This is a genomic window from Rahnella sp. BIGb0236 (assembly GCF_004364755.1).
Taxonomy (GTDB): domain Bacteria; phylum Pseudomonadota; class Gammaproteobacteria; order Enterobacterales; family Enterobacteriaceae; genus Rahnella; species Rahnella victoriana.
In genome coordinates, this window is sequence record NZ_SOAO01000004.1 from 311,195 (window position 1) to 324,856 (window position 13,662).

The 13,662-nt window shown below is 53.5% G+C and carries 6 protein-coding genes; 2 read left to right on the top strand and 4 right to left on the bottom strand.

Annotated elements, in window-relative coordinates:
* The first annotated feature begins 8 nt into the window (after positions 1-8).
* Entirely contained in the window at positions 9-6,017 is a 6,009-nt protein-coding gene (locus tag EDF78_RS11110) for an MG2 domain-containing protein (RefSeq protein ID WP_133823110.1), read from the top strand.
* Positions 6,018-6,075: 58 nt separating this feature from the next.
* On the top strand, positions 6,076-8,445 hold the full coding sequence (gene pbpC, locus EDF78_RS11115; RefSeq protein WP_133823111.1) for a penicillin-binding protein 1C: 2,370 nt from the start codon (positions 6,076-6,078) through the stop codon (positions 8,443-8,445).
* A gap of 14 nt (positions 8,446-8,459) precedes the next feature.
* Here the strand turns inward: pbpC and EDF78_RS11120 are convergent, their stop codons facing one another.
* The 4 genes from EDF78_RS11120 to EDF78_RS11135 all read right to left on the bottom strand — a co-directional run bounded on the left by EDF78_RS11120 (position 8,460) and on the right by EDF78_RS11135 (position 13,543).
* Positions 8,460-9,575 carry a fimbrial protein gene (locus tag EDF78_RS11120; RefSeq protein WP_095923819.1) on the bottom strand — a complete coding sequence of 372 codons (1,116 nt, stop codon included), beginning with the start codon at positions 9,573-9,575 and terminating at the stop codon, positions 8,460-8,462.
* 9 nt (positions 9,576-9,584) lie between these two features.
* Positions 9,585-12,059, bottom strand: coding sequence for a fimbria/pilus outer membrane usher protein (locus tag EDF78_RS11125; protein WP_243839445.1), 2,475 nt, complete (start codon positions 12,057-12,059; stop codon positions 9,585-9,587).
* Between the two features lie 141 nt (positions 12,060-12,200).
* Complete coding sequence (locus EDF78_RS11130; protein WP_133823147.1) at positions 12,201-12,896, bottom strand: molecular chaperone; 696 nt, start codon at positions 12,894-12,896, stop codon at positions 12,201-12,203.
* A 98-nt stretch (positions 12,897-12,994) separates the two neighbouring features.
* Positions 12,995-13,543 carry a fimbrial protein gene (locus EDF78_RS11135; RefSeq protein ID WP_133823112.1) on the bottom strand — a complete coding sequence of 183 codons (549 nt, stop codon included), beginning with the start codon at positions 13,541-13,543 and terminating at the stop codon, positions 12,995-12,997.
* Positions 13,544-13,662: the final 119 nt, after the last annotated feature.

Here is a 13,662-nt window from a genome sequence, read left to right on the forward strand (position 1 = left end):
AGCAACAAATGGATTTATTAAAATTCTTACTTCGTCTGCCTTTTACATTGATAAAAGGCGTCTTCCGCGCGCTGGCTTTCATTCTGGGTCTGCTGGGTCGCGTCTTTAAACCGGTGGTCGGCAATATTGACTGGCGGGCGCCCGGCTGGTGGACGGCTACCTCCGGCTGGCTGAAGCGGGGTTTCCTGCGCATGGAAAGCGGGGTGGATAAATACCCGAAAACCATCAGCCTGACCATCCTGCTGTTACTCTGCGCCGCCGGGGCGGGCGTTTATGGCTGGCACTGGTGGCTCAACCGTCCGCAGCCGATCGAACCGGCACCGATGGTTTATCAGGACACCAGCGTGCGCGTCAGCGGCCCGGAGGCCGTCAATTACGCGGCGCAAAAACCGGCACCGCAGCAGGCGATTTTCACTTTCCGCCATTCTGCCGCGCCGGTGACGGACGTCGGTAAAGTGGTCGAAAAAGGGATTTCCCTGAAACCGGCCACCGAAGGGGAATGGAAATGGCTGAGCGGTTACACTCTGGCGTTCACACCGAAAAATCCACTGCCGATGGGCAGCAAATATGAAGTGAACTTCACGCCTGAGGTGCTGCTGGCGCCACAAATCAGGCTGGCAGAAACCCGCTATGAATTTACGGCTCCGGCTTTCGATTATCAGCTGGGGCAGGCCGAGTATTATCAGGACCCGCAGGATCCACAAAAACGCAGCGCGATTTTTAACGTGAAATTCAATGCGCCGGTGGATGTCGCCAGTTTCGAAAAACACATCTCCCTTGGCCTGACCGAAGGGAAAGCCAAAACCGAGTCGAAACTCAATTATTCCGTGGTCTATGACCAGAAAAAACTCAACGCCTGGGTGCATTCCGAACCGCTGAAATCGCTGGATCACGGCGGTGCGGTGCGCGTCATTCTGGGCGAGGGCATTAAATCTACCGTGCCGTCGAATTCGACTGCGCAGGCGAAAAATGCCGTGGTGTCTGTGCCGACGCTGTACAGCCTGACGGTAAACGAAGCCAGCGCGCAGGTCGTGGATGCCGAGGGTGCGAAAGGTCAGCGTGCGCTGATCGTCGGGTTCAGCGACGCGGTGAAAGATAAAGATATCCGTCAGGCCGTTAAAGTCTGGCTGTTGCCGCAGCATAATCCTAACGATCAGGACGAGGCCAAAGGGCCGGATGATTACGCCAGCTGGGACGTCGACAGCGTGGAGAATAACGTCCTCGCCCAGTCCACGCCGCTGAACATTCAGCTCAATGACGCGGAAAGCGATTATCAGCCGCAGTTCAGTTTCCGCTTCGATGCCCCTGCGCACCGCGCCATGCTGGTGGAAATCGATAACGTGCTGACGTCGTCCGGCGGCTACAAAATGCCGGAAAAAGTCTACCGCATCGTCGCGGTGCCGGATTATCCGAAATCGCTGCAATTTATGTCACAAGGCTCGCTGTTGTCAGTCAGCGGTGACAAACAAATCAGCGTCGCTGCGCGCAATGTGCCGGGGCTGCGTCTGGACATCAAACGGGTGATCCCGAGCCAGCTGCAACACATCGTGTCGTTCAAAAGCCGTGAATACTCATCGGCGGAATTTAACCGTCTGAACGACGAGTATTTTACCGAGCACTTCAAATACCAGACGGCGGTAAACAACGACAAACCGGGTGAAGTGAATTATCAGGGCGTCGATCTCTCGCGTTATCTCTCCACCGATCCGGCCTCGCATCGCGGCGTATTCCTGCTGACGCTGTCGGAATGGGATCCGAAGAAAAAAGAACAAAAACCCGAAGCCGATGACGACGGCAATGTGTATCAGGATGAAGAGCAGAGCGGAGATGATGCGCCGGCCGGTGATTCGCGATTCGTCGTGGTCACCGATCTGGGGATTATCGCCAAGCGTTCGCAGGATAAAACCCGCGACGTGTTTGTGCAGTCGATTCACAGCGGGGCGCCGGTCGCGAATGCCAAAGTCTCTGTCATCGCTAAAAACGGGGTGACATTGCTGACCCAGACCACCAGTGCCGACGGCCATGTGCGCTTCCCGGCGCTGGACGTGTATACCAGCGAACGCCAGCCGGTGATGTTCCTGGTGGAAAAAGAGGGCGATGTCTCCTTCCTGCCTGCGGACCGGAATAACGATCGCGGCCTCGATTTCTCCCGCTTTGACGTCGATGGCGAAATCACCCCGAACGATTCGCGCACGCTGAGCAGTTATCTGTTCTCCGATCGCGGCGTTTATCGTCCGGGCGACACCTTTAATATCGGGTTGATCACCCGTGCCGCTGACTGGAGTCACGGTCTGGCAGGCGTCCCGGTACGTGCGGAAATTCATGACCCGCGCGATAAGCTGATGAGCACTATCCCGCTGACTCTGGGTGCCAGCGGTTTCAATGAACTGAGTTATACCACTGACGATAATTCACCAACCGGTGAATGGAATGTCTATCTGTACCTGATCGGCAAAGACAATGAATCATCGACCTTCCTCGGGCATACCGCCGTCAACGTCAAAGACTTTGAGCCGGATCAACTGAAGGTCAAACTGCAACTGACGCCGGACCGCAAACAGGGCTGGGTGAAACCGTCGGAATTGCAGGCCAATATTGATGTGCAAAACCTGTTTGGTACGCCCGCGCAGGACCGCCGTGTAACCTCGAAACTGACGCTGCGCCCGATGTATCCGAGCTTCGATCAGTTCCCGGATTACGCCTTCTACGAGAACCGCCAGAACAGTGACGGTTTCGAAACGGAACTGGAAGACCGTACCACCGATGAAAACGGTGCCGCGAATATCCCGCTGGATCTGAAATCTTACGCCGACGCCACCTATCAGTTGCAACTGCTCTCCGAGGCGTTTGTGGCCGGTAGCGGGCGCTCGGTAGCCGCAACGGCGCGGGTGCTGGTGTCGCCGTATGATTATCTGATTGGCGTGAAAGCCGATGGCGATCTGGGTTACATCAACCGCGATGCTGCCCGTCATCTGAACATTATTGCCGTCGACCCTTCCCTTAAACAGATGGCGATGCCGGACCTGAAAGTCGCGCTGATTGAACAGAAATACATTTCAGTGCTGACCAAGCAGGATTCCGGCGTCTACAAATACCAGTCGAAAATGAAGGAAGTGCAGTTGTCGGAACAGCCGCTGTCGCTGACGGCGCAGGGCAACGATCTGACGCTGGCGACGGACAAGCCGGGCGATTTCGTGCTGGTGGTGGAAGACGCGAAAGGTAACGTGCTGAACCGCATTGGCTACACCGTGGCCGGTAACGCCAATCTCAGTCGTTCGCTGGACAGAAATGCCGAGCTGAAGCTGAAACTCAATCAGGCGGAATATCAGCCGGGTGAAGAAATCGAGGTGTCAGTCAACGCGCCGTACACCGGCAGCGGGTTGATCACCATCGAGAAAGATAAAGTGTACAGCTGGCAGTGGTTCCACACTGACACCACCAGTTCGGTGCAGAAAATCCGCGTACCGGCGGGAATGGAAGGCAACGGCTATATCAACGTGCAGTTCGTGCGGGATGTGAATTCCAACGAAATCTTCATGAGCCCGCTGAGCTACGGCGTGATGCCTTTCAAAATCAGCACCAAAGCGCGTCAGAACTACCTCGAAGTGGATGCGCCGGAAGTGATTAAGCCGGGCGAAAATCTGGCCATGACGGTGATGACGGACGGCCCGCAACAGGTGGCGCTGTTTGCTGTCGATGAGGGCATTTTGCAGGTGGCGCGTTATCGCCTGAAAGATCCGCTGGAATACTTCTTCCGTAAGCGCGAACTGAGCGTGGAAAGCGCGCAAATCCTCGACCTTATCCTGCCGGAATTCAGCAAGCTGATGCAGCTGGCGGCTGCGCCAGGGGGCGACGCCGGAGAAGGACTGGATCTGAACGTCAATCCGTTCAAACGTAAGCGTGATAAGCCGGTGGCGTACTGGTCGGGCATTACCGAAGTGAACGGCGAGAAGCAGTTTGATTATCAGGTGCCGGATTACTTCAACGGCAAGATCCGCGTGATGGCCATTTCCGTGACGCCGGACAAAATCGGTAAAGCGCAGACTTCTGCGACCGTGCGCGACAACTTCATCATGACGCCGAACGTGCCGTCGATGGTGGCGCCGGGTGATGAGTTTGATGTCAGCGTTGGCGTCAGCAATAACCTCGAAGGTCTGAATGGCAAAAGCATTCCGGTTGCGGTTCACCTGAGCGTGCCACCGCAGCTTGAAGTGGTCGGTAAAGCCGAACAAAGCCTGTCACTGGCGGAAAAACGCGAGGGCGTGATGAATTTCCGTCTGCGCGCGAAATCTCTGCCGGGGGATGCGCCGCTGGTGTTTGACGCGACGTATGGCGACAAAACCAGTCGCCGGACGATCAGCACCTCGGTGCGTCCGGCGATGCCGTTCCGTACGCAATCAGTCATGGGACGCATGAGCGGCAGCAGTCAGAACGTCGATAACCTGCGTCAGATGTTTGATGCTTACGCGGTGCGCAAAGCGGCGGTATCCAACTCGCCACTGGTGCTGACTAACGGGCTGTCGCAGTATCTGGCGGATTATCCGTATTACTGTTCTGAACAGATTGTCAGCCGCTCGGTGCCGCTGATCCTCGAAACGGTACATCCGGAAATGCGCGGTAACCTCAGCCCGGCGGACAGCAACAAACAACTGAAAGACATGCTGGCGGTGCTGCGTTCCCGTCAGAATGACAGCGGCGCGATTGGCCTGTGGCGCTCATCGCCGCAAACCGATCCGTTCGTCACGCCGTACGTGGTGCAATATCTGCTGGAAGCCAAAGCCGCGGGCGTTGCATTGCCAGCCGGAATGCTGGAAGAGGCCAATTCGGCTCTGCGCGAACTGGCGGCAAATCAGAATGATGATCTGTATACCCTGCGTCTGCGCGCGTGGGCGGTGTATCTGCTGACCCGTCAGGGTGAAATCACCACCAGTTCGCTGGCCTCGGTGCAGGACACCCTGCAACAGCGTTACCCGGACACCTGGAAAACCGATCTCAGTGCGATGTATCTGGCCTCGTCTTATCGTCTGCTGAAAATGGATGATGAGGCGAATACCCTGTTGCAGCCGACGTGGAAGCAACTGAGCAAGGCGTATGACAAAGCCTGGTGGACACAAGGTTACTTTGATCCGCTGGTACAGGACGCGACGCGGTTGTATCTGATCACCCGTCACTTCCCGGAAAAAGTCTCCGCCATTCCGCCGCAGGTGCTGGAAAATATGGTTAAGGCGCTGAAAGAGGAACGCTACACGACTTACTCCTCGGCGATGAGCATTCTGGCGCTGGAGAGTTATTCCGCCCAGGTGGCCGCGCAGGCCACGGCACCGGATGCGCTGAAAATTACGCAGATCAGCAAAACGAAAAACGTCGAACCGCAGGCCATTTCGCAGGTTCAGGGGCTGTTTGCGAAAGCGAACTTCACCGCCGACGCGAAGGCACTCCGCATTGAAAACGGCAACAATGCGCCCGCGTGGTACGTGGTGACGCAGGCGGGTTACGATCTGGCTGCACCGAAGAAAGCCATTTCACGCGGTCTGGAGATCACCCGTGATTACACCGATGAAAAAGGCAACGCCGTCACGCAGATTACGCTGGGGCAGAAGATCAACGTGCATCTGAAAATCCGCGCCAATTCGCAGGAAGGACAGGATAATCTGGCGATTGTGGATTTGCTGCCGGGCGGATTCGAAGTCGTCCAGCAAACGCCACCGGAACCGGAATCCGACGACAGTGATGAAAACAGCGACGCCGACGCGTCGGCATCCTGGCAGTCACCGCTGGCGGCATCGGGTTCCACATGGGCACCGGATTACAGCGATATTCGTGAAGACCGCGTGGTGATTTATGGCAGCGCCAGCACCGATGTGCAGGAGTTTGTGTATCAGATTAAAGCCACTAACACCGGCAGTTTCCTGATCCCTCCGGCTTACGGCGAAGCGATGTATAACCGCGAGGTTCAGGCGCTTTCCGTCAGCGACCAGAAACTGGTCGTCGTGCCCGCGGCTGACGCTAAAAAATAATAAACCGTCGCTAACGCCCCGCTAAAATCGCGGGGCGTTAGCGGGTCTGAGTAGCAAGATGATCACCTTTCCCGCGTTTTTCAAATCCACCAAACGGCTGCTGCAAAATATCGCGATGGCCGTTTTTTTACTGGCGCTTATTGTGCTGGCGTGCCGTCTGTGGCCGCATCCGCCTCTTTCTCAGGGACAACCTTTTTCCACCGTCTATTATGACCGGCAGGGTACGCTGATGCGCATCACGCTGGCGAACGACGACCGTTACCGGCTCTGGACGCCGCTGGAGCAGATATCTCCGCTGGCAATCAATGGCCTGTTACTGCATGAAGATCGCTGGTTTTATATCAACCCCGGTTTTAATCCGTTCAGTCTGTTGCGCGGATTCTGGCGCAGCTATGTGGCGGGCGGCAAAATGCAGGGCGGCTCGACCATCAGCATGCAGCTTGCGCGTATGCACTGGCATCTCAATACCCGCTCGCCTTCCGGCAAAATCATGCAGGTTCTGCGTGCGGTGCAGCTTGAACTGAGTTACTCCAAACACGATATTCTCGAAGCCTATCTCAACGCAGCGCCTTATGGCCGCAACATTGAAAGCATCGGCGCGGCCAGTCTGATTTATTTCAACAAAGCGCCGAAAGATCTGACCTTGCCGGAGGCGCTGACGCTGGCCGTTTTACCGCAATCCCCCAGCTACCGCATTGACCCCAAAACCGGTGTGCTGGGTAATGCACTGACACAGGCACGTAACCGGCTTTTCCTGCGCTGGCAGACGTATTATGCCACTGACAGCAGCCAGACCTCCTTGTTCCGGTTGCCGCTGGCGCTGCGTCAGCCTGAACGGATGCCGTATATTGCGCCGCATCTTATCGAGCAGTTACGTCAGCAAAACCAGCAACTTGCCGGTACGGATACCCGTACGGACACCACCCTGGACGCCGGTTTGCAACGGCTGACTGAGCGGCAGGTGAATGCGTTTATCACCCGTAACGAAAGCCGCGGCATTCACAACGCCGCCGTTTTGCTGGTCGATACCCGCGATATGGGCGTGCGGGCGCTGGTCGGTTCCGCTGATTATTACAACCGGACTATTCAGGGGCAGGTGAACGGCACCAACGCCCGGCGCTCGCCCGGCTCTGCGCTGAAACCGTTTATTTACGCGCTGGGCATGGAACAGGGGGTGCTGCATCCGATGACCATCCTGAAGGATGTGCCTTCGGCGTTTGGTGCCTACGCACCGGAGAACTTTGACCGGCGATTTCTTGGTCCGGTGACGGCCACCGATGCGCTCAACTTCAGCCGTAATATTCCTGCTGTGTATGTCGCGTCGCAGCTTCGCCAGCCGACGTTCTATCAGTTTCTGCGCCTTTCCGGCGTCGCGGATATGGCCAGCGAAAACCATTACGGGTTGTCGCTGGTACTGGGTGGCGGCGAAGTGACGATGCAGGAACTGGCAAAGCTGTATGCACTGCTGGCGAACCGGGGTGTGTTGCAGCCGTTACGGATGCAAAAAAGCGATCCGCGCCAGACAACGCCGGTGCGTTTGCTGAGTGAGGAAGCCAGTTTCATGACGCTCGATATGCTGCGTCAGCACCGCCGTCCGGGGGATACGCTGGCGCAGACGCCTTCCTCGCTGCCGGTGTACTGGAAAACCGGCACTTCGTGGGGATTTCGCGATGCGTGGAGCGTGGGGATTTTCGGGCCATACGTGTTAGTGGTATGGGAGGGGAATTTCGACAGCAAAGGCAATAACGTGTTTGTCGGCGCAGACGCCGCTGCGCCGCTGTTCTTCAATATTATCGACAGCATTAACGCCAGCTATCCCGAATTGCAGGAGCCAAAACGCCCGTTGCCTAAAGGGCTGAAGCGGGTGGATATCTGCCTCGCCAGCGGTGATTTGCCGACGCCGTGGTGTCAGCAAAAAGGCAAAACCTGGTTTATTCCCGGCAAATCGCCGATCAAAGTGGATACCGTTTACCGGCCGGTGCGTCTCGATAAACTGACCGGTGAAGTGGCGTGCCCGCCTTTTGAGGAAGAGCAAACCCGTACGGAAGTGTTTGAGTTCTGGCCGTCAGATCTGGCGAATGTCTTTGCGCAAGCCGGACTGCCAAAACGCAAACCGCCGGCCAGTCACTGCAAGGATAACGGCATGGATGTTGGCGGCAACCCGCCGCGCATCACCTCACCGCTGAAAAACACCACGTACACCTTGCGGCAATCCCGGCAAGGCCGGGACCGGATTTCCTTCAACGCGGTGACGGACGCGGACAGCAAAACGGTCTACTGGTTTGTGGATGATATCTATCTCGGCAGTTCCGCCAGTAAAACCGCCATCGACTGGCAGCCCATCAATAACGGGCAATACCGCATCCGCGCAGTGGACGACCACGGACGCGCGGACAGCCGGTTGGTGAGTATTGAGATTGTGAACTAGGAGCCATCGCGGGCTTATCTGATATCGACTTTCAGCGTTGCCATACCACTGAACTCGCCGGTATCCAGCCCGCCACCAATGAGGTTAACCGGGTAGGCGGTCATAGATATATTGCCGATACCATTTTGGTTCATCGGAAGGTTTCCTGATTCGAAAGGGATTGCCAACCCGCCCGCGTTTTCAACCCGAATACCTATGTCAGCTTTGTTATCTGAAGGTCGGCGTCTTGCCACCAGCGTGTACTGATCCGCCAGATCGTCACCTTTCAGCAGCATGGCCAGCTGTGTACCTGTCGGGATCTGAGGCAATCCATGTGCTGTACAGTCATATGTGATGTTGAACGTGGAAGGAATAAAGCCCTTAGGGGGTTGACCGAGTGTGGTGAATTTGTTGGCTGCGATAGCACCGAAGTTGACAGTGATTGTCTCACCCTTATTGATTTCGCAACTTTGAGGCACGGTCAGTTTGCCACTGATGTACACGCGTGCAACGGGGGAGCCCAGCGGTGGCGCGGTCACTATCGCCGTACCTGAGGACAAGTAAACCTGTGCAATCTCTGTTCTTGGAATCTCCAGTTCACCGATGAAAGGAGTGGTAATAGAAAAGGATAATGAACCTTTTGCCCCAACATCGAAGCTGGCACGGGTATTTTGCTGGGCGCAAACGCCGTTATTATTGGCATCAGTGTGATGCGTCGCATCACCGAGTGTTTTCGCTGTTGGTACAGCAATACCTGTTGCTGGCGGCAGATCGAGCAGTGCTTTGACGTCAATATGATCGTTAATTTTGTAATATCCCGGCTCAGTGCCTTTAGGCAGGGCCGTTTTCACGGTGTACATCAGCAATACACCGCCACTGCTATTGGCATCATTGTCAGTACAGTTGCAGACGATGGTGTAATTCTGCATCCCCCCGTTCATATTCCGTTCATACTTTTTCCCTCTCTCGTTATCAGTCGCGGGAATATCTTCGTGAAGAAAATTTTCATAATCCGCCCCTGCGCCATCTTCCGGCGAACACATGGCTGACCCTGCCAGTGCAAAGGATGAAAAACTGTTGAGGGTGATCCCCAGAAGGGTGAGCTTTAAGAGAGATGTCAGGTTGCGCAGGATCTGTTTTTTAGTGTGCATAAATTATCCTTAAATACACTTAGTCGTCAGTGAGTTAACCTGAGTGGTTGAGGCGGAAAGGCTGATCTGAGCCTGACATTGCTGGGATGCGGCATTTCCCCATTTCACATGGAGCAGAACAGGTTTCTCCAACGGAATACCCGACAGATAAACGACGCCGCCTTCATCAACGATATTGCTTTGTTTTTCAGTCGTAGCGACGGCACCGAAAGGTACCGTCGCCCCGTTTGAGCGCACCAGCGTCACCAGCACCCTGGCGCCCACGCGGGCATCAAAGTGTGCGGTCACCATAGCGCCAGAATTGGGGATCACGGTGGCTGAGGTGTTTTCGATATCCACATCCCCCGGCAACGTCGTTGTATCCATCGCAATGCGGTTTTCGTTATACGCAGTCAGGTATGGGACGACAGCAAACCCGCGCCAGTCAGTTCTGACGCCGGGAAGGTTTTGCAGACGTGCGCCACTGGCACCATTGGTGTCTATTAATGCAAAAGATTCCCCGAGCGGTTGAGACAACGTGATGCCATGAGCATGAGCCACGATGCCCCCCGCAATGCCATAGCTGAATTGCTGCGAATCCTGACTGTAGTTATAACCGGCATTGAGATTGCCAAAGGACGAGCGATAGGATGAATACAGGTTGCTGCTGCTTTCGCTATCCTGATCGGTGTAACTTTGCTGCATCGAATAACTCAGGCGACGATCGTCAAGTGCGGTTCCGCTCAATCCAACCTGATGACGCGTCCCTTCGCCTTTCTGATTAGAGACATTGTAAGTGGCCCAGCTTTGAGGCAACCAGCGACTCAGAGGGATACGAACGTTCAGGGATACCTGCTGATCGTCATCCTCACCTTGTAATTTGCTGTAGGAATAACTCAGGTTATAACTGATGCCAAACACGCTGTGGTTGAAGCCAAGCGAGAGATTTTTCTCTTTGCCGCTGTTGTTCCAGTAGTCCTGCTCATAACCTGACAGATATAAGCTCGCACCGTCCCACAATGTCTGGTTGATATTGAACTGAACTTTGCTGCGCTTGTGGTAATCAAGGGCAGACGTATCCCCTTCATCAATATGCTGCGTTGATTCGTCAAAATCGTAATAACCGGCACTCGAATAGCGATAACTCGCCAGACTGAAATTGGTGTCTGTCATTTCTATATTCTTGGAATACTGGACGCGATATGACTGGCCTGATGTGGTCTGATGGTTGTCCAGTGTCGTGCGGGCATGGGTAAAATCTGCGGAAATTCCGCCTAACCACTGAAGGTTATAGCCAAGCCCGAAAAGGGCGGAGAGGTAATCTTCCGATACCACCGAGCCGCCGTAGGTGGTGATGGTATTGGAAAAGCCATAGATAGCCGTGCCCTGGGCGAAAGTGGGCTCTTTTTCATCGGCATTCGTGGCCCGGTAAACACCCGCGGTTGCGGTATATTTCAAACGCCCCGGACGCTGCATGATCGGAATAGCGGAAAACGGCTGATTAAAGCGACGCTCCGTGCCATCCGCTTCTTTCACCGTTATCTCAAGATTTCCGCTATAGGAAGAAGGATAAAGATCGTTTATCTCAAATGCGCCTGGCGGTACAAAGGACTGATAAATAATGTGATCATTTTGCCGGATGGTCACTTCAGCATTTGAGTTTGCGACGCCCCGTATTGTCGGTGCGAAACCCCGCTGACTGTTTGGCAGCATATTATCGTCGGAAAAAAGCTGAACCCCTGAGAAAGGAACACTGCTGAGGATTTCGCCGGACGTTGAATTTTCACCGATCTGGAATTTTGATTTTAAGGCTTTTATATCCCGTTCGACATAGGTTGAGATCGTATCCCAACGCTGCTCATCCCCGCTGTTACTGTAGGTCGTGTAATTGCGTACGCGCCACGGGCCAGCGTTAAACCCGCTTTGTAAATTCAGGTACTGACTGGAGTCGTCGCTGCCATTGCGGTTGCTACGTTGGCCGCCGGAATAGGCGTAATTTGAGAAGAGGGCGGGTTCGCCATCATCCCATTTTGTCGGGTCAATATAATCCTGAGCATTATGGACGATCGCAGCCTGCGGAATGCTGAAGTTAAGCTGCATGAGGAAGAAATCAAATTTGACGTCGGCAGCAGGGATATATTGCGCAAGCTGACCCAGCGGGGTATCAGGCTGATGATTTTTTAACGCCGGAAAAGCATCAACATTGACGCCCAGTGCCCGCAATATATCAGGTGTAATTTGTGGCTCAAGTGTGCCATCTTCTCTGGATAAGTAGCTAATTGAACGACGTAATTTTAATTTTTTGTTCACATATAACGCGGTGTCATAGTCACCGGGCAACTGTGCCTGATCATTATTCTGGAACAAGGAGAGATCAACTTCCCCCACATCGCCTGCTTTGCGCTCGATGAACTGAGGATCGAAATAGACGCTTTCTGAACGGGCGGCGTGAGAGGCGAGTAAGCCAAAAGCCGTACCGGCCAGCAGGCGACCCAGTTTAAGCACGAGCGGCGCTGAGTGTTTTTTAACGTCTCCAGACAAGCGTGTCTGTAAAAATTTTTCATCCGTGAGCATAGTTTTCTCGTACTTCTGAGTGGTCGTCATCAGGCGATGGCTGCGAGTTATGGGGTGGCTTTGTTTGTCTGATTACAAAGGTTGTTCATAGGGTTCCGTTGTTCCGCCATAGTCATTAATCGCATCCCATTTCACGCTGCTGCCTGAAGTATTCGCCGGTAGAACGACATCCAGCTCACTTAAAGGAGCAATCATCGCCACTTCTTTTAAAAAGGTAGGGCCAATGCTGAGTGAGCTGAACACGACGTGATAGGGACTCGGGTTTTTAATAATGAGATGCCCGTTGTTTCGCGTAAAAGTGAGAGACTTTGGTGCTTCAAACGCTTTTCCTGACAGTGATGTCGGCCGGTAAAAGAGTTTTATCCGCGTATTGACCACCAGTTTGAGTTCATTTTTTGTATTTTTAGGCGTTGAAGGTATCGCCTTAACATTGATATAGAAAACAGACTCTCTGTCGGCAGGAAGAGACTTTCCGTTATAGGAAATGCGAAGGTTGCTTTCCTGTTGTGCATTCAGGCGAAATAACGGCGGCGTGATGATGAAAGGGCCGCGTGTTTTTTCTCCCCCGGCATCAACCCAGGACTGTATCAGGAATGGATTGCTTTCTGAGTTGTTTTTAACAGAAAGACTCGCTTCTCTTTTATTCTCATCATAAATAACGCGGGTTCGCCCCACGACAATGCCACCCGCATAAGACAGTTGTGATGTGAGTAATGAAAATATAATCAAAATCAATGTAAGTGGATTTTTTTTTACCCATACAGATATCAACCCTTAGAGTAGTAATATATTCAGACGATAATTAGATGAACGCTTAATAAAAATGCCCTGTAAGGATTTTCCCTACAGGGCATGATGAAAAGTGCTTATCGGTAATCGAGAGTAACTTTTACACGCGCGTCTGCGGCACCGGCAGTGATATCACCAGCTAATTTAAATGACTCATAGTATGCAAGCAGATCGACAGTCATGACTTTACCAGGGATAGGATAAATAATGTCTGGTAACCCGTTGATTTTCATAATCTGATTCGTTTTGGCATCTTCGACCCGAATACCGACGCCATCTGCCATGGCATCGCCATAATCATTGCCAAGGGCAATCAAATCAGTGGTATCAGCAACGGTATCTGCTTCCAGCCATATCCGGAAATGGGGAGTAGGGTTCGTCGCTGTAACGACAGGGCAGTTATCAAGTGGCAGGGTGAAAGGGATTTTTGGCGAGAGGTCACCAATTTCCTGGAATTGTGCTGCTGAATAAGTCCCTAACGGTATATTGAGTTCTTCCCCACCATTAATCTCACAGGCTTCTTCGACAATTGCCCCGGTAAAGTTTATGGCACCATCGATCGCATAGCTATTTGCAGCCATAGCCAAAAATATCCCGCCCGCTAAGAGCTTGAACTTGTTTTTCATTTTTTGCATCCATTCAGAAATAGAAAATAAAGGTTTGACTAAAGATAAGCTGAATGAATAAGAGTAAGGCCAATTCATCCTCTTTAGTTGGCGAATTCTATCAAGTGTTTTATACATTG